This window comes from Nocardia rosealba (assembly GCF_020216065.1).
GTDB classification, from domain to species: Bacteria; Actinomycetota; Actinomycetes; order Mycobacteriales; family Mycobacteriaceae; genus Nocardia; species Nocardia rosealba.
Genome location: NZ_JAIWNA010000003.1, coordinates 407,251 through 429,159 on the forward strand (window position 1 = coordinate 407,251; position 21,909 = coordinate 429,159).

13 protein-coding genes are annotated in these 21,909 nt (G+C 69.3%); 8 read left to right on the plus strand and 5 right to left on the minus strand.

All coding sequences use genetic code 11. From position 1 onward, the window contains the following. Positions 1-82: 82 nt before the first annotated feature. Entirely contained in the window at positions 83-1,357 is a 1,275-nt protein-coding gene (gene hisS, locus LDL21_RS15405; RefSeq protein ID WP_225280604.1) for a histidine--tRNA ligase, read from the plus strand. A gap of 82 nt (positions 1,358-1,439) precedes the next feature. Further along, positions 1,440-2,084: a hypothetical protein gene (locus LDL21_RS15410; RefSeq protein ID WP_225280605.1), complete on the plus strand. Its 645-nt coding sequence runs from the start codon at positions 1,440-1,442 to the stop codon at positions 2,082-2,084. A 3-nt stretch (positions 2,085-2,087) separates the two neighbouring features. Here LDL21_RS15410 and LDL21_RS30060 read toward each other — a convergent pair whose 3' ends face one another. Beyond that, a complete protein-coding gene (locus LDL21_RS30060) occupies positions 2,088-4,727 on the minus strand; it encodes an alpha/beta hydrolase-fold protein (protein WP_308017135.1) in 2,640 nt (879 codons plus the stop codon). A gap of 1 nt (position 4,728) precedes the next feature. After that, positions 4,729-6,918 carry an MMPL family transporter gene (locus tag LDL21_RS15425; protein ID WP_225280606.1) on the minus strand — a complete coding sequence of 730 codons (2,190 nt, stop codon included), beginning with the start codon at positions 6,916-6,918 and terminating at the stop codon, positions 4,729-4,731. A 275-nt stretch (positions 6,919-7,193) separates the two neighbouring features. On the opposite strand from LDL21_RS15425, the gene LDL21_RS15430 reads away from it, so the two are divergent. Genes LDL21_RS15430 through LDL21_RS15445 form a run of 4 tightly spaced genes read left to right on the plus strand, consistent with a single transcriptional unit; the run spans position 7,194 to position 17,183 of the window. After that, positions 7,194-13,619, plus strand: coding sequence for a type I polyketide synthase (locus LDL21_RS15430; protein WP_225280607.1), 6,426 nt, complete (start codon positions 7,194-7,196; stop codon positions 13,617-13,619). Beyond that, a complete protein-coding gene (locus LDL21_RS15435; RefSeq protein WP_225280608.1) occupies positions 13,619-15,025 on the plus strand; it encodes a condensation domain-containing protein in 1,407 nt (468 codons plus the stop codon). The genes LDL21_RS15430 and LDL21_RS15435 overlap by 1 nt, the downstream gene beginning before the upstream one ends. Further along, on the plus strand, positions 15,022-15,738 hold the full coding sequence (locus tag LDL21_RS15440; RefSeq protein WP_225280609.1) for a hypothetical protein: 717 nt from the start codon (positions 15,022-15,024) through the stop codon (positions 15,736-15,738). Before LDL21_RS15435 ends, LDL21_RS15440 begins: the two co-directional genes overlap by 4 nt. Continuing rightward, positions 15,735-17,183, plus strand: coding sequence for an MFS transporter (locus LDL21_RS15445; protein ID WP_225280610.1), 1,449 nt, complete (start codon positions 15,735-15,737; stop codon positions 17,181-17,183). Before LDL21_RS15440 ends, LDL21_RS15445 begins: the two co-directional genes overlap by 4 nt. 14 nt (positions 17,184-17,197) lie before the next feature. Here LDL21_RS15445 and LDL21_RS15450 read toward each other — a convergent pair whose 3' ends face one another. Together LDL21_RS15450 and LDL21_RS15455 are read right to left on the minus strand one after the other, a co-directional pair. Further along, complete coding sequence (locus LDL21_RS15450) at positions 17,198-18,211, minus strand: Rv2578c family radical SAM protein (protein WP_225280611.1); 1,014 nt, start codon at positions 18,209-18,211, stop codon at positions 17,198-17,200. Positions 18,212-18,242: 31 nt separating this feature from the next. Continuing rightward, positions 18,243-19,217 (minus strand): NAD-dependent epimerase/dehydratase family protein, encoded by a 975-nt coding sequence (locus LDL21_RS15455; protein WP_225280612.1) that lies wholly within the window; start codon positions 19,215-19,217, stop codon positions 18,243-18,245. Between the two features lie 191 nt (positions 19,218-19,408). On the opposite strand from LDL21_RS15455, the gene LDL21_RS15460 reads away from it, so the two are divergent. Both LDL21_RS15460 and LDL21_RS15465 read left to right on the plus strand, forming a co-directional pair. Beyond that, positions 19,409-19,738, plus strand: coding sequence for a type VII secretion target (locus LDL21_RS15460; RefSeq protein WP_067493548.1), 330 nt, complete (start codon positions 19,409-19,411; stop codon positions 19,736-19,738). Beyond that, positions 19,735-21,366, plus strand: a complete 1,632-nt coding sequence (locus LDL21_RS15465) for a hypothetical protein (protein WP_225280613.1) — start codon at positions 19,735-19,737, stop codon at positions 21,364-21,366. The genes LDL21_RS15460 and LDL21_RS15465 overlap by 4 nt, the downstream gene beginning before the upstream one ends. 42 nt (positions 21,367-21,408) lie before the next feature. Here LDL21_RS15465 and LDL21_RS15470 read toward each other — a convergent pair whose 3' ends face one another. Next, complete coding sequence (locus LDL21_RS15470; protein WP_225280614.1) at positions 21,409-21,903, minus strand: hypothetical protein; 495 nt, start codon at positions 21,901-21,903, stop codon at positions 21,409-21,411. Between the last annotated feature and the right edge of the window lie 6 nt (positions 21,904-21,909).

The window sequence follows — 21,909 nt, forward strand, 5'->3', positions numbered from 1 at the left end:
CGCGTTCCTCCCGTGTCGTCAGGTTCGCCTAGAGGGTAACCGGTTGGACGCGGAGGGCGCCCGTGGGGAAAACTGGGTGATCGTGACCAAGACCAGCAGCTTCAGTGCCCCGAAGGGGGTTCCGGATTACGTGCCGCCCGGTTCGGCCGAGTTCGTCGCCGTGCGCGACGGGTTGGTTCATGCCGCCCGACTGGCCGGGTACGGGCACATCGAGCTGCCGATATTCGAGCTGACCGCCCTGTTCGCGCGGGGTGTCGGCGAGTCGACCGACGTGGTCAGCAAGGAGATGTGGACCTTCGCCGACCGCAAGGGCGAGAGCTTCACCCTGCGGCCCGAGGGCACCGCGGGCGTGATGCGGGCGGTGATCGAGCACGGGCTCGACAAGAGTGGTCAGCTGCCGATCAAGCTGTGCTACGCGGGACCGTTCTTCCGGTACGAGCGGCCGCAGGCCGGTCGGTACCGGCAGCTGCAGCAGGTGGGTATCGAGGCGATCGGCGTGGACGATCCGGCGCTCGACGCCGAGGTGATCGCCGTCGCCGACGCCGGTTTCCGGGCACTCGGCCTGGACGGTTTCCGTCTCGAGATCACCTCGCTCGGCGACGAGACCTGCCGCCCGCAGTACCGAGAGTTGTTGCAGCAGTTCCTGTTCAACCTGCCGTTGGACGAGGAGACCCGCCGCCGCGCCGAGATCAACCCGCTGCGCGTGCTCGACGACAAGCGTCCGGAGGTCCGCGAACTCACCGCCGACGCGCCGCTGATGATCGACCACCTGTCGGAGTCGGCCAAGGCCCACTTCGAGCAGGTGCTCGCCCACCTCGACGCGCTCGGCGTGCCGTACGTGGTGAACCCGCGCATGGTTCGCGGCCTGGACTACTACACCAAGACCACCTTCGAATTCGTGCACGACCAGCTCGGCGCCCAATCGGGCATCGGTGGTGGCGGACGCTACGACGGGCTGATGGCCGAGCTCGGCGGGCAGCCGCTCTCGGGTATCGGCTTCGGTATCGGTGTCGACCGGACCGTGCTCGCGCTGGCGGCCGAGGGCAAGTCGTCCGCCGATCCGGCGCGCTGCCAGGTCTACGGCGTCGCCCTCGGTGACGCGGCCAAGGCGCGGATGGTCACGCTGGCCGGTGAGCTGCGTGGCGCGGGCATCAGCGTCGACCTGGCCTACGGTGGGCGCGGCATGAAGGGCGCCATGAAGGGGGCCGACCGGTCCGGCGCGAAGTTCACGCTGGTCCTGGGCGACCGCGATCTCGAGAACAACGAGATCGGTGTCAAGGAGATGGCCACCGGCGATCAACGTCAGGTGCCGCTCGACGAGGTCGTCGGGGTCCTGCGCGCGGGTCTCGGCGGCTGAGTTCGTCGCGGGCCTCCGGAGGGGGCGCGGTAATCTGACCGCGCCCCACGCCGGGCGGGCCGGCGGCGGTGAGAGGGACTTGGTGAGCGGGGATTCCGGGCGACCGGCGACGGAACCGATCGGCATCGACCTGGTCGCACCCGAGGTGTTCGCCCCGATGCTGCGCAAACTCTCGCTGGGCGCGTTCGCCGTCGGCGTCGTGGTGATGCTGGTGACGTCGATCTGGTTGAGCTGGGCCTACGCCGTCCTGCTCGGCCTGCTCGTCGCGGTCCCCACGCTCGCGTACGCGATGGCGTTCAAGCGCAGGCGGATGTGGTTGGACGGCACCGTGATCCACGCTCATCGCCTCGTCGGTGAGCGTCGGATCGACCTCGCCGACACCTCGGGTGCGCAACTGCTGGTGTTCCCCGGCCGGCTCAGCCGCATCGTGCTGCGCGTGACGGCGGGCCAGGAAACCCAGCTGGTGCCGCTGGCCATGTACACCGATGCGGGCAGCGGCCGTGAGCTGCACCTGCTCGGCCTGCGCAAACTGGCGGACGCGCTGGCCTCGGCGCCACTGGTGGCCGCGGTCGCCATCTCCGAAGTGCTGCTCGCCCAGTTGCGGGCCGAGGCGCGTGACGCCGGGCTCGATGAACGACCGCTGTATCGGGGCGTCCGCCTGGTCCGCGCTCAGGACTCCGTGTCGCCGGTGGTACTGACGGATTCGCAAGTGGCCGAACTGGTCTGAGCCCTACGGCTCGAGCAGCGGAGCGACGCGCTCCCAGTAGGTGTGCATGTCCTGTTCCCAGTAACCCCAGGAATGCGTGCCCGCCGGACGGAAGTCGAAGTCGGCGGGGATGCCGAGCGCGGCGAGCCGGTCACGCAGCAGCTTGGTGCACACCACCGTGATCCCGTCGAGAACGCCGCCGATCACCAGCTGATCGACCAGTTTGAGCGGACTGTTCCCGATGCCCGGGCCGTCGAGTGTGTCCAGCGGGCCGGGCATGCCGTTGCCCGTGCTCACATACACTCCCACCCCGCGCAGCCGCTCGGCATTGAGTGCCACGTCGTTGGCGACCCAGGCCGGGTCGGTGGGCGGCCCCCACATGTTCAGCGGATTGCCGCGGCGCGCGGTGACGATCGAGGCGACCATCGCCTGACCTGCCGGATTACTGGTCTGCACGCACCCGCTGAAGGAGCCGACCATCCGGAAACGTTGCGGGGCCTCCTGTGCCATCCGGAACACCGCCGAACTGGCCATCGACAGCCCCGCCACGGCGTCGCGGCCGGTGCCGTGGAAGGCGGAGTCGATGATCGGCGGCAGTTCGGTGGTGAGGAAGGTGAGCCATCGGTTGCGTCCGGTGCCGGGGTCGTCGGATTGCCAGTCGGTGTAGAAGGTGCCCGCGCCGCCGATCGGCATCACGACGGTGGCCTGCTTGCCCACGAAGAAATCCAGGGCATCGGTTTTGGTGAACCAGTTGCTGCCCTCGCGCCAGTCGGGGGTGTCGGTGCCGCCGTCGACACCGTTGATGAGATACAGCGCACCGGCGGGCGCTTCGGGATCGGCTGCCGGGATCACCGCGACGGTGACCGGGCGGTTCATGGCCGCCGAGTGCACCGTCAGGTCGATCACCCGGCCCGGCCCGTTCGCCGCGGCCGCCACCGCGAACGAACCGTTCGGGGCGGGGCGTGCCGCGTCCATGGCCCGGGCGGCCACGAGGTCCGGGGCAGCCTGTGCGGCCACGGCGACGGGGAGGCCGGCGGCGGCCAGCACCACCGACAGGACGAGCCGTCGCAGCATCGAATGCAGCACTGTCATCGCTCCGTTCATCGCGCGTGTCTTGTCGTTCCGTCGACCAGGCGCAGTTCCCTGGCGTCGGGCCACAGCGCCGACCAGGCCCGGCTCGGTCCGGTGCACAGCCACACCGCCACACCACGGTTCACACCGGGGAAGCCCAGCGGTTCGTCGAGGCGGGTGAGCGGGATGGTGCTCGCGAAACCGGTGCGCAGACCCGTCTCCGGGCCGTCCACCCCGACGTACAGCACCGTGGTCGCGCTGTCCGGTGGTGCGCCGAAGTAGCCGTAGCCGCGATTGGGGCTGTACACCTCGGGCAGACCGGCCGCAGGTCCGTAGTGCTCGAGTGCCGCTGCCTGCCAATAGTTCTGGGTCACGATCACCAACCCGTCGCGCTGCTCCGGCGTCAGTTGCTCGTAGGTTCGCCGCACCGAGCCGACCAGGTCGTCCCAGCCGCTCGGCCCGAACAGCACACTGCGCGAATGGATCTGGGCGTAGTCCTCGGTGGTCGTCCGCAGCGCCGATTCCGGTCGGGGCAGGGGCGAGCACGAGTGCGACACAGATCGTCGTGGACAGCGCGGTGACAGCCCCGCCGAACACCAGTTCCCGGCGAGAGAGCCCTCGGTCCGCCAGATATACCGCGCCCGCGGCGAACAGGCCGGGAAAGGCACCGGCCACGAAGTAGGGCCGAAGGCCCGCGAGCACCACTCCACTCAGCCCGATCGCGATCATCGGGATCAGAAACCGATACGGCCGGAATCGTGGGGAGCGCAGCCCCGCCCACATCCCCGCGAGCAGCAGCAACCCACCCGCCCCGGTGACCTGGATCATCGTCCAGGGCGCCGCCAGCACCCCGGCCGTGGCGAGCTGTTCCTCGCGCACGACCGCGCCCATGGCCAGCTGCGGCCAGCCGTTGCGGTGCTGCCACCACAGAATCGGCACCGCCGAGCCGACCAACAGCGCCGAGCCGACCCAATACGCGGGCCGCCGCAGCAGCTCGCGCGGACCGAACACCGCGACACCGAACGCGAGCACCGCCCAGATGATCGGAATCAGCCACTTCACCTGGAAGTCGAGTGCGGCGACGGCCCCCGCCGCGATCAACAGCCCGTCCGCGCGCGTGCGCACCCACCGGATCAGCAGCCAGGCGAGCACCGCCGTGAGAGTGATGTCGAGGGCGAAGGTGCTCAGCATCGCCGACTGCATCACCGCCATCGGGGTGGTCGCGTAGGCCAGCGCGGCGACGGTCTGGGGGAGGCGTCCGCCGCCGAACTCCCGGACCATCACCGCGCTGAGGACGACGGCCGCCACCGTGAACAGCAACGCGGGCAAGCGCAATGCCACGACCGACCCCGGCGCCAGCTGGTCCGACAGGGCGGCCAGCAACGGAACCAGCGGCCCCTGATCGGCATAACTCACCGACGGATGTCGTCCGGCGGCAAGGAAATACAGTTCGTCACCGCCGATGCGGTAGCGGTCGAGACGGATCAGCAATAGTGTCCCCGCCACGGCCGCGACCACCGACACCTCCCGCCAGGCGAAGGCAGGCAGTGTGCCGACGGTCGGCGCGGGTGCGTCGAGGCTGCGGAGGTTCATGTCAGTCCCGTTCGCGGACGACAACCGGTGCGGGAACGGATGTGGGGGAATCGGATTCGAGCTGCGGTCGATGCCGGACCAACCAGCCCGGCGCCCACCAGCAGGCGTCACCGAGCAACCGCATGGACGCGGGCACCAGCACCAACCGCAGCACGGTCGCGTCGATCAGCAGCGCCGTGACCATCCCGAAGGCGATGTACTGCATCATCAGCAGTTCCGACAGCGCGAACGCGCCGGTCACCACCAGCAGGATCAGCGCGGCGGCGGTGATGATCCGCCCGGTTCCGGCGACCCCGGCCCGCACCGCCTCGGTGGTGGACGCGCCCGCCGCCCTGGCCTCGACGATGCGCGAGAGCAGGAACACCTCGTAATCGGTGGACAGGCCGTAGATCACCGACACGATGATCACCAGAACCAGCGCCATCACGGGCTGTGGCGTGAAACCGAACACCCCCGCACCGTGGCCTTCGATGAACACCCAGGTGAGGACACCGAGTGTGGCACCGAGCCCGAGCAGGTTCAGCGCCGCGGCCTTCAACGGCAACACCACCGATCCGAAGGTCAACGCCAGCAGCAGCGTGCTGGCCAGGAAGACGAACGCGATCATCAGCGGCATCCGCGTCACCAGTGCGTCGATGCTGTCCTTCTCGATGGCGGGTTGACCACCCACCAGCAGCGTGGTGCCCGGCGGCAACGGCATCGACCGTAGGTACTCGATGGTCGCCTCGGCGTCGGAGGCTTCGGCCAGCACGGTGCCGGTGGTGAGCACCTGGGGCTGGAATGGTGACCGCATCGGCTCGGCGAACGGCGCGGCCAGGCCGGGTGCCCGGTTCGCGTCGGCGCGCACGACATCGGCGGTTCCGGGATCGAAGGTGACGATGACCAGGTCGATCGGGTCGATCTGGCGCAGCGGGAACGATTCGTCGAAATGCTGCTGAGCCAGCCGGGTGGGGTGGGTCGGCGGCAGGAACTTCTCGTTGATGGATCCGAAGGCCAGGTGCTGGATCGGGAAGATCAGCACCAGCAGGCCGAGGCAGACCGGAACCGCCACCGCGAGGGGGCGTCGCATCACCGCGGCGGCCAATCTGCCCCAGGCGTTGCCGGGGTCGCGGGCGACCGGCTTGCGGAACCAGTCGACACCGAACCGGTCGACCCGCCTGCCGAGCACGGCGAGCATCGCGGGCAGCAGCGAGATGGAGGTCAGCGCGGCCAGCGTGATGGTGATCATCGCGCCGTAGGCGAACGAGCGGAGCAGACCCTGGGGGAACACCAGGATGCCCGCCGCCGCGACCACCACGATCAGCGCCGAGAACAGCACGGTGCGCCCCGCGGTGGACACACTGTTGCGCACCGCGTCCTCCACCGACCGGCCGTCGGCCAGTTCTTCCCGGAAACGGCTGAGCACGAACAACCCGTAGTCGATGGCCAGGCCGAGCCCGATCATCGAGACCACGGGCGACACAAAGGAATTCACCTCGGTCACGGTGGTGAGCAGGCGCAGCAGACCCCATGCGCCGAGCATGGTCAGCCCGCCGACGATCAGCGGCAGCGCGGCGGCGACGACACCACCGAACACGAAGAACAGCAACACCGCGACGACGGGCACGGCGAACAGCTCCACCCGCCGCTGGTCTTCGACCATCGTGTCGTTCAACGCGGCGGCGACCGGCTGCCCGCCCGCCACCTCCATCCGGACCCCGGGAATCGTGAGTTCCTCGGCGATCTCCCGATAGTTGCGGCCCTGTTCGGTGGGGTCGAGGCCCTTGATCGCGATCGAGGCGAACGCCTTGTCGCGCGCCGGCGAGCCGAACACCTCGGGCAACGCCATCCCGGTATCGGTCGGCCAGTACGCGCCGTTGACCCGGTCGATCCGGTCGGGGAACCGCTGCGGCAGGTCGTTGAGTCCCGCCACGACGGTGGCGGCGAAGGCGGGGTCGTCGATGGTCGTCCCGTCCGGCGCGCGGAACACCAGCAGCAGATCGGAGCTGTGATCGCGCCCGAAGGCGTTGTCACGCACGTGCGCCGCGCGCACCGCCTCCGAGGAAGGATCGTCGAACCCGCTCGAGCTCAGATCGGCGCCCAGGCCGAGACCATAGGCTCCCAGCGCCAGCAATCCCGCGACCACCGTGACGATGACGGCGTACCTGCGCCGCACGACGGTATCGCCCCACTGCCTCAATTCGGCGTACACATCCGGCTCCCAACGACATTTCGCGATGGGGTCGAACTTGTCATTGTCGAGCGACTTTTCGGTCGTGAAACATCGATATTGCGGTCGGTCACAATCGATCCCGGAATTTCGCTGTGAGCCGTGACCTCGCCTGCTGGGGCGGATCACAGGAGTACGCGCGAGTGTCAGTCAGAAATGTCAGACGTCGGTTATCGAACGATCGACACGGTGCCGGGCTTCTACGTTGACATCAAACGGTCAGTTGCCACAGACCGGTCGAAACCGGAGGAAATTGCGTGTCGGATATTGCCATTGTCGGAATCGGTTGCCGGTTCGCGGGCGGAATCGATTCGCCGGAATCGTTCTGGGACTTCGTCGTCGACAAGCGTGACGGTGTCGTGGAGATGCCTGCCGATCGCTGGGATTGGCGCCGCTACTACGACCCCGAGCCACGCACCCCGGGGCGCAGCTACACCAAGCACGGCGCCTTCATGACCATCGACCCCTGGCAGTTCGATCCCGACTTCTTCGGGATCTCACCGCGCGAGGCCACCGTGCTCGACCCGCAGCAGCGGTTGATGCTCGAGGTGACCTGGGAGGCGCTCGACGACGCGGGCATCGCCGGGCAGGTCGCCGGCGAGCGGGTCGGCGTGTACGTCGGCGGCTTCGTGGTCGACCAGTCGGTGATCGGCGTGGTCGGACCGGCGCTGTTCCACACCGACATGCACACCCCGGCCAGCGCCTCCTACACGATGCTGTCCAACCGCATCGCCTACGCGCTGAACCTGGTTGGCCCGGCGATCACGGTGGACACCGCGTGCTCGTCGTCGCTGGTCGCGCTGCACCTTGCCTGCCAGGCGCTCGACAACGACGACTGCCGGGTCGCCGTGGCAGGCGGGGTCAATGTGATGTTGCAGCCCGAGACCTTCGTCCTGATGTGCAAGGGCGGCTTCCTGGCCGCCGACGGCCGGTGCAAGTCCTTCGACGCCACCGCCGACGGGTACGGCCGAGGTGAGGGCGCGGGCATGGTTGTGCTCAAGAAGCTCGACGACGCCGTGCGCGACGGTGACCGTGTGTACGCGGTCATCAAGGCGACGGGCTCGAATCAGGACGGGCGGACCACCGCGATCACCGTGCCCAATGTCGACTCCCAGGAGGCGCTGGCACGCACGGTCTGCGAGCGTTCGGGCATCGCCCCCGACCAGATCACCTATCTGGAGGCGCACGGCACCGGAACCCTCGTCGGCGATCCGGTCGAATTGCGCGCACTCGGCAGGGTTTTCGGCGCACCGTCGGGCCGCTCGGGCACCATCGGTGTCGGTTCGGTGAAGGCGACGATCGGCCACACCGAAGCCGCCGCGGGCGTGGCGAGCGTGATCAAAGCGGCGCTGGCCCTTCGCCATCGCACGCTGCCGCCGCAGGGCTGGCTCGAGAACCCCAACCCCGACATCCCCTTCGACGAACTCGGCTTGCACGTGCAGACCGAGGCACAGCCCCTGCCCGCCGACGGGGGACCGATGTCCGTGGCGGTCAACGGTTTCGGTTACGGCGGCACCAACGCGCACGCGATCCTGCAGGAGTTCCGCGCCCCGGAGCAGACACCCGCCGAACCTCCGCGGCACCTCGGCATTCTGCCCATCTCGGCGCGCAGCACCGGCGCGGCGCGGGCCCTGGCAGGCCGGTTCGCCGACCTCATCACCTCGGGCGCCGACCCGCAGCGGCTGGCCGAGGCGGCCTGGACCCGCATGGCGCAGCACCCCTTCCGCACCGGTGTGCTGCTCGACGGCGATACCGACGAGCTGGTTCGCGAACTGCACGAGTACGCCTCGGGCGGCGGCCGCGACGCGACCCGCACGGTGTCCTCGGCCGCCGCCGAGCCGGTGTTCGTGTTCTCCGGCATGGGGCCGCAGCACTGGAAGATGGCCCGCGAACTGCTCGCCGCCGGTGGCGTGTTCGCCGAAACCGCCCGCGAGATCGACGCCGAGTTCCGGGCACTGTCCGGGTGGTCGATCATCGAGGAACTGAACAGGCCGGAGGACGAGTCGCGTGTCACCCGCACCGAGGTCGCCCAGCCCGCCAACTTCCTCGTCCAGGTCGGTCTGGTGCGTGAGCTGGCCGAATACGGCATAACTCCGGCGGCCATCGTCGGCCACAGTGTGGGCGAGGTGTCGGCGGCCTATGTCAGCGGCATGCTTTCGCTGAAAGACGCGGTGCGCGTGGCCTATCACCGCGCCCGCCTGCAGGCCACCACGGCGGGCACCGGCGGCATGCTCGCAGTGGGCCTGAGCACCGACCAGGTGACCGAGCTGATCGGCGACGACCCGAGCGTCGACATCGCCGCGATCAACAGCCCCACGTCACTCACCCTGTCCGGCGATGTCGACCGGCTCGACGAGATCGCCGAGAAGCTCACCGAAGACGGGATCTTCGCCCGCAGGCTGCGAGTGGAGGTGCCCTACCACAGCCGCCTGATGGAGCCGATCCACGACGAACTGCGCGAGGTGCTCGCCGACCTGGCCCCGCAAGCGCCCACCGTGCCGCTGTACTCGTCGGTGACCGGCGAACTCGTCACCGAGGGCGACTGGAACGCCGACTACTGGTGGTCCAATGTCCGTGAGGCCGTGCGGTTCCACGCCGCGATCGGCACACTGCTCGCCGCGGGCAGCCGGGTGTTCCTGGAGGTGGGTCCGCACCCGGTGCTGTCGGGCAATATCCGCGAGGCCATGGTCGACGCGGACGTCAACGGCACCACGGTGCCGACCCTCGACCGCGAACAGTCCGACTCGCACAGCCTGCGGCGTACCCTCATCGGCCTGCACGCCGCCGGTGTCCTCGACCGCGAGCGGCTGTTCCCGGCCGTTCCCAGCGCACATGTGCCGCTGCCGCGCTACCCCTGGCAGCGCACCCGCCTGCATTCGGCGCTGCCGCTGTTCGAACAGGCCCGCCTCGGCACGCCCGGCACCTACGCCATGCTCGGCGACCCCGACGTGGAGGGCCGCCCCGAATGGCTGCTCCAGGTCGGCACCCAGTTGCTGCCCTGGCTGGCCGACCACGTGGTCAACGGCGTCAAGATCATGCCGGGCGCGGCCTATCTGGATGCCGCGCTCAGTGCCACCGCGCAGCGGATCGGCAGCAAGCAGGTCGCGCTGGAAGGGGTCCGGTTCGTCGCGCCGCTCGTCATGGGCGCCCCCGATGTGCCGTTGGTCGCGATGAGTGTGGAGGAGGCCAGCGGCCGGTTCCTGATCCGCTCCCGCAGCGCCACCGGAACGGCCTGGACCGTGCACTCCACCGGGCGCACCCTGACCGGCGCGCACGAACAGACCGAGGTCGAACTGCCGTCGATCGATGTCGGCGTCGATGTCGACCCGGCCATGTTCTACGCGGGACTCGCCTCGGCGGGTCTGCAGTACGGTCCGTCCTTCCAGCGGGTGACCTCGGTGCGCGTCGGCCGCGATGTCGTACTGGCCACCGTGGACGGCAGCATCGCCGCCGACTCCGGGCACCTGGCGCATCCAGCCGTGGTGGACGCCGCCATGCAGTGCGCCGCGATGCTGTTCACCGACGAACGGATCAACGAGGGCGTCATGGTGCCCGTCGGGGTGACGGCGGTGCGCCTGCTCGCCGACCTGCCCGCGCGGATCACCGTCATCGCCCGCCGCGACCCGAAGGCCCGGCTGCGCGCCGACGTCGACCTGCTCGATCAGGACCGGAAGCTGGTGGCGCGCTTGACCGGACTGCAGATCGGCGCGCTCAAGCCCGGCGACGACCCGCTGCACCGGATGGCCGACTTCTACTACACCGAGACCCTCGAGGAACGCGAAGCGCTCGACCCGGCGGCGCTGGCCGAAGCCGGATCGGTGTCGACGGTGATCGTCGGTCTCGGCGAGAGCCCGCGCACCGCGCGACTCGCCGCGGCCGTCCCCGATTCGCGGGTGTACGTCGTCGATCCGCCGAGCGAGCAGCTCGAAGCGGATCTGGTCGCGCTGCTGACCGCGGCCAAGGCCGAGGACAAGCAGCGCGTGCACGTCTGCGTCGTGGCCGGGGCGGGCACCGACGATGTCGCCGACCTGTGGACGCTCAAGCGCATCGCGGTCGCGATCTCCGAATACGTCACCCCCACCGTCGAAGGCGCCGCACCGCAGATCCACTTCGGCGACGGCACCGTCCACGCCACCCTGATCACCGAATCCGCCTTCGCCACGCGCGACAGCGACATCGCGCCCGACCCGAGACAGGCCGCGTTCGCCGGTGCCCGACGCGTGTTGCTCAATGAGCAGACCCCGCTGCGCTGGCGCCTGATCGACACCGAACCGGGCACGCCGATCGCCGATCTGGTCACCGAACTCGGTGTGCCGGGGGCGTTCTCACTCGACAACAGCGACGAGGTGCTGCTGCGCGGCGGAGTCCGTCTCGCACCGGTGGTGACCAAACCGCTGCCCGGGCGCATCGAGGAACTCGAGACTGCGCACCCGCTCACCGACCCGGAGGCCAACTTCGAACTGGACATGCCGCGCACCCGTCTGCTGTCGCAGGTGGCCTGGCGGCAGTGCCCACGCGTGGCGCCGGGCACCGGGGAGATCGAGGTCGCGATGGCGGTGATCGGGTTGAACTACAAGGACCCGCTCAAGATCATCGGTCTGCTCGGTGAGCGTGAGCTCGCACCGACCTATTTCGGCACCGTGCCCGGTATGGAGGGCATGGGCACCGTTGTGCGCGTCGGTGCGGGCGTCACCGATGTGATGGTGGGTGACAAGGTCGCGGTGGCTTCCAAGGGCATGATGCGCCGGTTCGCCACGGTCGACCGGGAACTGGCGGTGGTGGTTCCCCCCGACACCGATCCCGCCTACTGCACCAGCACCATCGCCTTCGGCACGGCCGAATACGCCCTGCACGATCTGGCCAGGCTGGAGCCGGGGGAGACGGTGCTGATCCACGGCGCCGCCGGCGGTGTCGGCACCGCGGCCATCCAGGTGGCCAAGTCGATCGGCGCCCGCATCATCGGCACGGCGAGTTCGCCCGAGCGCCGCGAGCACGTGTTGGCGATGGGCGCGGACTTCGCGGTGAACTCGCGCTCGCTCAACTTCGTCGACGACGTGCTCGCCCTGACCGGCGGTGCGGGCGCCGACGTGATCATCAGCAGTGCCCCCGGCGAGATCCTGCGCCAGAACTTCAACGCCGCCGCCGAATTCGGCCGCATCGTCGAGGTCGGCAAGGCCGACATCTACACCGGCGGGCTGCTGGAACTGGCCAACTTCGACAAGAACCTCGCCTACTACTCGATGGACCTGGACCGCCTGGTCGCGGTGCGCCCGCAACGCCTGTCGCGGCTGCTGCAGCGGGTGTTCGAGAAGGTCACCGAGGGCGTGTACACCCCGCTGCCGTATCAGCTGTTCGAGACGCACGAAGTGAGCCAGGCCTTCGAGGAGACGCTGCGATCCTCGCGGGTGGGTCGCGTCGCGCTGCGCATGGACGACCCGCAACCACCCGTGCGCCCGTACCTGCCGCCCCTCGAAATCGACGGGGACGCAAGCTATCTCATCACCGGCGGGTTCGGTGGGTTCGGGATGGCGATCGGCCGGTGGCTGGCCATGCGCGGTGCGCGCCGCCTGGTGTTGGTCGGGCGAAGTGGTGCGAGCACCGACACCGCCAAGCGTCAGCTCGAGGTGTGGCGCTCGGTCGGCATCGAAGTGGTCGAGGAACTCGCCGACGTCACCGACGCGGCCGCCGTCGCGGCGATCATCGCCCGCGCGCACCGCGACGAGCACCCGTTGCGCGGGGTATTCCACGCGGCGGGCGCGGTGGCCGACAACCGGCTGGCCAAGATGGAACTGGCCGAACTCGACCGCGTCTACCGCCCCAAGGTCCATGGCGCGCAGGTGATCCACCAGGCGGTCGCGGACGCGGGCATCACCCTCGACATGTTCGTGCTGTGTTCCTCGGGCGGCTCGATGTACGGCATCTACGGCCAGTACAACTACTGCGCCGCCAATGTGGCGGTGGAAACCCTGGCCCGGCGCTGGTCGGCGGCGGGGGAGCGGGCCCTGTGCATCGGCTGGGGCCACCTGTCCGGCGCCTCGGGCGGCATGGCGTCGGACGAGACCGCCGAAAAGTACCTGGACCTGGTCGGTTTCGGCCCGATCGACATGGCCGACGCCACCGCCTACCTCGAGCAGACCTTGCGTCTCGGCGCGTCCAATGCCGCGATCATTCCCACCGACTGGGTGAAGCTGACCGGCACCTTCCCCCAGCTGATCCGCACCGGCCGCACCGCCGGACTCGCGAAGTCCTCCGCCAAGGACACCTCCGAATTGGCCAGGCTCCGAGCCGAATTGGCCGCGATGGAGGAGGCCAAGCGTGGGCCCGCGATCGCCAGGAAGATGGCCGAGGAACTCGCGGTCGTCATGGGCGTGCCCGTGGAGTCGATCGACATGACGGTGCCGGTGCCCGAACTCGGGCTGGATTCGCTGATGGCGGTCGAGCTGGGCGCGCGCGTCACCAAGACGCTCGGCATCGACCTGATGTCGATGCAGATGGGCCGCTCGTTCAGCCTGGAACAGGCCGGACCGAAGGTCGCCGAGTTGATCCTCGCCTCGGAACCCGCTGCCACACCGCCACTTCCGGACGTCGTACCGGTACCAGGGGAGGACACCGCGCCGACGGAGGTGCCGGAGCAGTGGACCGTCGACCGCGCCTCCGAGGTCTCGATGGCGGGATCGCACTGATGGTCGAGTTCGGTCTGATCGATGAGTGGCGGCCCGCGCCGGGACGGCTCGTGACCTGGTTCGCCTCGGCGGACTCGGTCGCGCGCGCGGCGCGGGCCCCGGCCCACCCGGCGCCGCCGTCGCTGCAACAGGAACAGTATCTGCGCCTGGCCGCCCGGCACGCGGGCGCGGACTTCCGCTTCTCGGGCCTGTGCCTGGTGACCGCGCGGATTCCCACCACCGAACTGGATCGTGACGCCATCACCCGGGCGATCCACAAGTTCCTGCTGCGCCACGACACGTTCCGCACCTGGTTCACCGTCGAACCGGGTGGCACGGTGCGCCGCCACCTCGTGCCCGAGGCCGATGTGGAGTTCCTCCCGGTCGACTACGGCTACATCGACGACCCCGAGGCGATCTGCCGGCACGTCGAGAAGACCACACCCGGTCCGTTCCAATGGGATTGCTTCACCTTCGGCGCCATCGAGCACGAGGACTCGACCACCGTCTACCTGGCCGTGGACCACCTGCACACCGACGGCCTCGGCCAGTACCTCTCGGCCGCCGACTTCGCCCAGCTCTACGCCGCCGAACTGTGGCCCGACGCCGAGCCGCTCGCCCCCGCGGCGAGCTATCTGGACTACTGCCGCAACGAACGGTTCCTCAGCGATCAGCAGACACTGGCCTCGGCCGGGGTGAAGAAGTGGCTGGCATTGCTGCGCGGCAACGACAACCGGCTGCCCAGCTTCCCGCTCGACCTCGGCGAGAAGACCGACGGATATCACCGCAGCGCCCACCGCAGCATCGTGCTGCTCGACGAGGAACAGGGTGAGCGCTTCGAGGAGGTCTGCCGGGCCAACAGCGCCGATTTCGCCGGCGGGGTGTTCGCCGCGGCCGCGCTGGCCGAACGCGAACTGGTCGGTTCCGACTACTACTTCGGCATGACCCCGGTGAGCACCAGAACCTCGGCGGCGGAGAACAATTCGGTCGGCTGGTATGTGACGCTGGTTCCGGTCGCGTTCCCGCTGCCGGAACGGCTGACGATCGGACGCGCGATCAGGACCGCCCAGCGCGCCTACGACAGCGGACTCCTGTTGGCGCCCACGTCCTTCCATCGCGTCCTCGAACTGCTGCCCGCCGATTCGGAGATCAAGGCCGAACCGGGCTGGGTGACCCCGATGATCTCCTTCATCGACGCCAGGGACTTCCTCGGCAACGAGCTGTTCGACAGCCTGCACGCCGGTGTGTTCGCCAACCGCGCCGCGTCCGAGGAGGCGCTGATCTGGATAAACCGGTTGCCCGGACAGACCTCGCTGAGCGTCATCTTCCCCGACACCGCGATCGCGCAGGAGAACGTGAGCCGCTACCTCGACACCATGAAGTCCGTCTTCGGAGCCATCATCGACAGCGCCGCGGAGATCCCGTGATCCGAGAAGAGTTCGTTTCCTCCATCTTCCGTGACCCGTTCATCCCCGACGGCGAGAAGTCGACCTATCACGTCGGTATCACCGGACAGCCCGGCGGGATGGAGGTGTCCCAGGTGGTCGTGCACACTCGGGGCGGCTACCACACGACGCTCGAGGTCGGCCCCGCTCAGCGGCATCGGGACGGGCGCGAGCCGGTCATGACGATCGAGCAGCGCATCGGCCGCATCGATGGGTTCCTGCACGCGGAAACCTATCGCGCGCAGACCTTCTCGGGATCGACGCTGGTGTCGCGGGAGGAGGCGAACTTCGTCGACACCGTGCATCTGCAACCCGGTGGCCTGCCCGCGCCCTACCCGGCGAACGTGATGCCGATCGCCGCCGGGCTCACCCTGCTGCGCGGCCTGGAATTCGCCGAGGGGCTGATGGAGACCGTCGATGTGTGGCTGGCGTTCTCGGTGCACTGGCCACTGCTCGTGCGGGTGGAGAAACAGGTCGTGCTCACCGGGCCGGCCGGGGTGTTCTCCTGCTGGCAGGTCCGGTTGCGGCCCGGCTTCGAGCACGTGAACGGGATGCTCGACAAGATGGTCGGGTCCGTGGTGCCGCCGTTCCTCGCCTATTTCGAGGTGGCGGCACCGCACCGGCTGGTGCAGCTGAGTTTCCCGACGCAGATGTCGATGTCGGCTCCGCGCGCGACGATGGAGCTGGTGTCGTGACCGCCACCGAACAATCGCGAACGCCCGAACTCGGTGCCTGGCTGGCCTTCGGCGCCTGCCTGATCGCGGTGTTCATGCAGATGATCGACGTGACGATCGTGAACACCGCCCTGCCGAACCTGACCGCCGACCTCGGTGCGTCGCGCTCGGCGCAGCTGCTGGTGATCTCCGGCTACGCCCTGGCCTTCGCCTGCACCCTGCTCACCGCCGCCCGGATCGGGGCGATGGTCGGGCGGCGCACGATGTTCCTGGTGTCGGTCGCGGCCTTCACCGCGGCATCGGTCTGGTGCGGGTCGGCCGATGGTGCAACGGAATTGGTGATCGCACGCGTGGTGCAGGGCGCGGCCGGGGCGGGGATGGCCGCGCAGACCATCGCGATCCTCACCGCCGGATTCCCGCGTGAACGTCACCCGCTGGTGTTCGCGTTGTACGGGGGCGTGGCGGGGTTCGCCGGGATGCTCGGACCCATCGTCGGCGGGGTGCTGCTCACCCTCGACATCGGCGGCTGGGGGTGGCGGTCGGTGTTCCTGATCAACCTGCCGATCGGGTTGTTCGCGTTCGCGCTGGCCTGGAAATTCCTGGACCGCAACAGACCCGAAGGGCGACACCGCCTCGACCTGGTCGGCGCCGGATTGTCCGGGCTCGGGCTGTTCGCCCTGATCGCGGGCATGGCGCAGATCCAGCAGCACGGCTGGCGTCTCGACCTCGTCGCGGTCGTCGGTGCCGGCCTGGCGCTCACGGCGGTGTTCCTCGCCCAGCAACGTCGACGGACCGCACGCGGTGCGTCACCGCTCGTGCACCTGGAGCTGTTCCGCAACAACGGTTTCCGGGTCGGCTCGGTGCTGGTCGGCGCCTTCTTCGGGCTGTTCACGGCGTTCGTGTTCGCCGCATCGATCACGATGCAGGACGTGCTCGGTTACTCGCCACTGCTCACCGGCATGGTGATGACCCTGTTCGCCCTCGGTGCCGGTGCGGGCGCCATCGGTTCGCTGATCCTGGTGCCGCGCTTCGACATCTGGGCGCTGGCGGGTGGGATAGCGCTGTTCGGCGGGTGCATCGGCGCGGGCGGGGTCTACCTGTACCTGGTCGACGGCGTGGCCAGTGCGCTGCTGTGCGCGGGACCGGTGTTCGCGGCCGGCTTCGGTGTCGGGGTGTTCGGCGTGCAGTTGCAACCGATGATGCTGTCGGGATTGGACGCCGACCGGATGGCCGAAGCGTCCGGGGTGCTGCCGACGATCGAACAGGTCGGCAACGCGGTCGGCCTGGCGGTGTTGACCACGGTGTTCTTCAGCTCGCACAGCCTCGGCGGCGCCGTCACGATGATGGGTGCCATCTGCGGTGTCGCCCTGCTTCTCGCCGTGCTGACCTTGGCGATGCCCGGACGAGAGCAACGCGAGGCAGCCGCTGCCAGCGCTTCCCGCGAGGAGGTGCTCGACGGCGCCTGACTCACGCCGGACGCTCAGCCGAACAAGGTGAGTTGCGGGTTCGTCGGCGCAGGTACGGCGGTCGGCGGAGTCGTAGGACCCTGCTCGCGGCGCAGACCGTGGGCGGTAAGCAGGGGATTCACCCGGTCGCGCAACCAGTCGCGGTAGGTGGGGGTGACATTGGCACCCCGGTTGTAGAGCTGACGGTAGCGGCGCATGAGAGCGGGGTGTTCGGTATCGAGCCAGGCCAGGAACCAGTCGCGGGTGGGGCCACGCAGGTGCATGGGGAAGGCCATGGCGCTGGCGGCGCCCGCGTCGGCGATCGCGGCGAACAGGGCGTCGAGATGGGCGCGGCTGTCGGTGAGGCACGGAATGATCGGGGCCGCCATCACATGCACGGAGAAGCCCGCGTCGGCAAGCGCGCGCACCAGGTCCAGGCGGGCGCGGGGTTCGGGGGTGCCCGGTTCGAGACTGTGATGCAGGTCGGGGTCGAGAATCGCGATCGACACCGCCACACTCACCTCCACCCGCCGCGCCGCCTCGGTGAGCAGCGGCAGATCCCGGCGCAGCAGCGGACCCTTGGTGAGAATCGAAAACGGCGTCCCGGAATCGGTGAGCGCGCGAATGATCCCCGGCATCAACCGGTATCGCCCCTCGGCCCGCTGATACGGATCGGTATTGGTACCGAGCGCCACCGCCTCGCGCTGCCACGACCGGCGCCCCAGTTCCCGCCGCAACACCGCCGCCACATTGGTTTTCACCACGATCTCGGAATCGAAATCACGCCCGGCGTCCAGCCCGAGATATTCGTGACTGCCGCGCGCGAAACAGTACCGGCACGCATGCGAACACCCGCGCATCGGATTGATGGTCCACCGGAACGGCAACGCGCTGCTCTCGGGCATCTTGTTCAGCGCGCTCTTGCACAACACCTCGTGAAAGGTGATGCCGTCGAACTCGGGCGTGCGGACGGTACGAACGAGCCCCGCCCGGCTCAAACCGGGCAGGGCACCGTCATCGGCATCGAGGGTCTGGGTCTGCCACCGCACCCCTCGAGTCGAACATGCGTTCGATCAGGTGTCAAGCGTGCTGCGGGTCGAGCGCGAAGTCGACGAGGTCGTGGATGCTCTCCTGGATCGGGCGCGGGTGGTAGCCCAGTTCACGTTCGGCTTTGCCGTGGTCGACGACGGGGGCCGAGATGATCGCGCCGAGAGCGGCTTTGGAGAGCACGTCCGAACCGAGTCGCTTGCCGATCGGTTCGAGTACCGGCATGAGCGCGCCGATGAGACCCGCCGGGATGGCGAAACGCGGGCCGGTGGCACCCGCGTGCCGGGCGGCGATCCGGCACAGCTCGAGCAGGGTGATCATGTGCCCGCCCAGCAGGTAGTTCTCGCCGGTGCGGCCCTTCTCGCCGGCCAGGATCAGGCCGTGTGCCACATCGCGGACATCGACCATGTCGAAGCCGCCGCCGATCATCACCGGGACGCGCCCGCGCGCGCAGTCCACTGTGGTGCGGTTGACGCGGGAGAGCCGGCTCAGGTTGTCGATCGGGCCGAAGACGCCGGTCGGGTTGACGATCACCGCGTTGAGACCGCGTTCGATGGCAGGCCGCAGCGAGAGCTCGCCGGTCCATTTGGAACGGTCGTACACGGGCAGTTCGGGATTGTCGGAACGCTGGGAGGTCTCGTCGATGTGCCCACCCGCGCGGTACTGGTCGAAGGCGTGGATGGAGCTGGTGTGCACGAACCGGCGCGCGCCCACCTCGAGCGCGGCCTCGGCCGTGACCCGCACGCCCTCGGTGTTCACCCGCCAGGCCAGATCGTTGTTCTTGGCCAGCGTGATGAGGGCGACCAGGTGGTACACCACCTCGGCGCCGTCCAGCGCCGTGCGCATCGACGCCGCGTCGAGCACGTCACCCTCGACCCAGGTGACGGCCGGGTCGGTGGTGGCGGGGGCGACGCGGTCGATGGCAACCACCTCGTGTCCGCGCTCCACGAGCTGAGGGATCAGGTTGGATCCGAGGTAGCCGGCTGCGCCGGTCACTGCGACCTTCATGAGGCCGAGGATATAGAACATGTTCTAGTTTTGCCATCGAATGTCGCAGATCGGGTCCGTCGCGAGTCGAAACCGGTCGGGGTATTCGGCTATATTTGGCGCACTGCGCAATCGGGCGGTCGCGTCGGGAGTTGCGCGGCTACCCGATCGTGGTCTCCAGACCGACTTTTCACGACGAGTGGGGGATTCGCATGACCGATCTCTCGGTGCAAACCGAAGGTGTCAACGCGTTCGCGACGACCAATGCCGGGGTGGCGGGGCAGATCGCGGCGGCGGGCAATTTCGACCTGGTCGCCAATGTCTCCGCGATGACACCCGTGTTCGGGCTCATCGGGGCCGACTACCTGGCGATGTTCGCGGCCGCGCAGGTGTTGCAGGCCAAGGACATCAATGAGCTGTCCGCCAAGTTCGGGTCGCTGTCGGACGCGGCGTTCCGCTCGTCGGTGACCTTCGACGCCACCGACATCGACAACGCGGCGCAGATCGCGCGCCAGGCCGCCGGGATCGGGGGCGCGGCATGAAGCCGCTGAGCGCGGACACGGGCGTGATCAGCCCGGAAGCGTCGCTGGCCACCGCCGAGACCGAGACACAGTCCGCGCTCGGCGCCGTGCCGCAGGAGCTGGCGGGCCAGGCCATTCTCGACGTGCCGCTGGTGCAGCTGCCCGAGGACGTCGAGGAACCGGTCTTCACCCTCGCGCAGAAGATCACCGAGGAAACCCAGCAGGTCGGCATGCCGACCGGGCTGCCCGGCCTGTCCGGGCTCGGCACCGGGACGGACGCCCAGGACATCCTGACCGGTATCTCGGACGACGCGTCCTCGGCGCTCACCGACGTGCAGGGCGCGCTGAGCCAGGCCACGATCGACCCGTTCGGCACCGCCGAGACCCTGATGAACCAGGCCAAGAGCGCCGTCACCGGCGCGACGGGCGGCGCGGGCGGTGCCTCGAACACCGGGGCCGGTGGCAACTCGGCCGCCGCGACCAGCCTCACCGAAGACCCGGTCGCGGCACTGATGAACGGCCTGTCGCTGCCCGCGCTGCCCGGCATCGAGACGCTGTTCCAGCCGTTCCTCGACCTGCTCAGCAGCTTCGGCACCGGCGTGTTCGGCTCGCTCGACCCCACCTCCATCCTGAGCAATTCCTCGGCCGTCATCGAACAGGCCATGACCCTGGCCCAGGGCGGTGTGAAAACGGTGCAGCAACTGTGGGAGGGCCAGGCCGCCGACGCCGCGACCACCGCCAGCCAGCAGGCGCAGGCCCAGGGACAGGAGACCAGTCAGCGCGGCATCGATATCTCCGCGCTCACTCAGCAGGCGGCCGCGGTCGTGCAGACGGGCAACGCCCAGCTCACCTCCATCGCCACCACCTTCGCCGCGCAGGCGACGGCGCTCGCCCCGACCATCATGCTGCCGCCCACCCAGGCCACGCTGATCGGCCTGGCGACGACCCACCTGGGCGAGGCGGTCACGGTCGTCAACGCCACCCGCGGCCAATTGGCCGGGTACACCGGTGAACTCAGCGGTGTGGTCGGTCAGCTCGCGAGCCAGAGCGGGCTGCCCTCGCCGGAAGAGGTGCTCTCGGCCGCGTCGGAGAACATCGGCGAACCGCTGCTCACCCAGGCCGAGGACGCGCTGAGCAGCGCCACCGAGACCAGTGCGGCCAGCACCGGCGGCACCGGCGGAACCACTACGTCCCCGGCGGGCACCAGCCCGGCGGGCACCGGTGGCACGGGCGGCGGCGGTGGCTCGAGTGCCGCGCTCGGCGCTCTCGGTACCGCGCGCGGTGGCGGCGGTGGCGGAGGCGGTGGCGGCAGCTCGAGTGGCACTCCGAGCACCGGCTCGCCGAAGTCGACGGCACTGCCCGGCTCCGCGATGCCCGCCGCCGGTCGCGTGATGGCGACGGGTCTCGGCACCGGCATGGGTGGTGCGAGCACCACGCCCGCAGGCGCGGGTTCCGGATTCATGGGCGGCAGCCCGGGTGCCGCGGGCGCGGGCCAGCGCGGCAACGACGAGGAACACGGCCGCACGGTGCAGCCCTACCAGAGCCGCACCGGTAACGAAGACCTCACCGGTCTCCTGGGCGAAGCCACGCCCGAGGTCATCGGTGCCGTCCACGAGGACGAACGCACCGCCGACGAAGACCGGTTCTGATCGAAGGTCGCCCGCGGTCGGGTGCCGCGGGCGACCTTCGACTCACTTCTTGAAGGCGTCGACCAGCTTCTTGGTGAGGTCGGTGAAACGCTTACGCGCGGCCTGCTGCTCGGGGTCGAGGCCGTCGGCCGCGTCGGGGGAGTAGACCACCAGGTGGGCGTCCTCGGCCGGATCCTCGGTCAGCAGGTCGACGATCTGGGCGCCCTTGCCCTCACCGGCGGGGATGCCGAAGTCGATGTCCTGCAGCGCCTCGATCTCCTCGCGCGCGGCCGAGATCACGTCGGCGGCGACCTTTCCCCGTTCCTCCTTCGGCGCGGTCTCGGCCTTGCGGTCCTTGCTCACCGCGTCGGGCCGGTACACGGCCGTGCCGTCGTCGAACACCTGCAGCACCGGCCGCAGGTCGGTGCGCGTCGACCACCCGGCGGGGATGGTGGTGACGCTGATCAGGGGTAGCGGCGCCGGTTCGGCATGGGCGAGCGCGCCCGCACCGGGCAGAGCGAGCGCGCAGACGAGCAGACCGATGATGGGCAGGCGCATGATTTC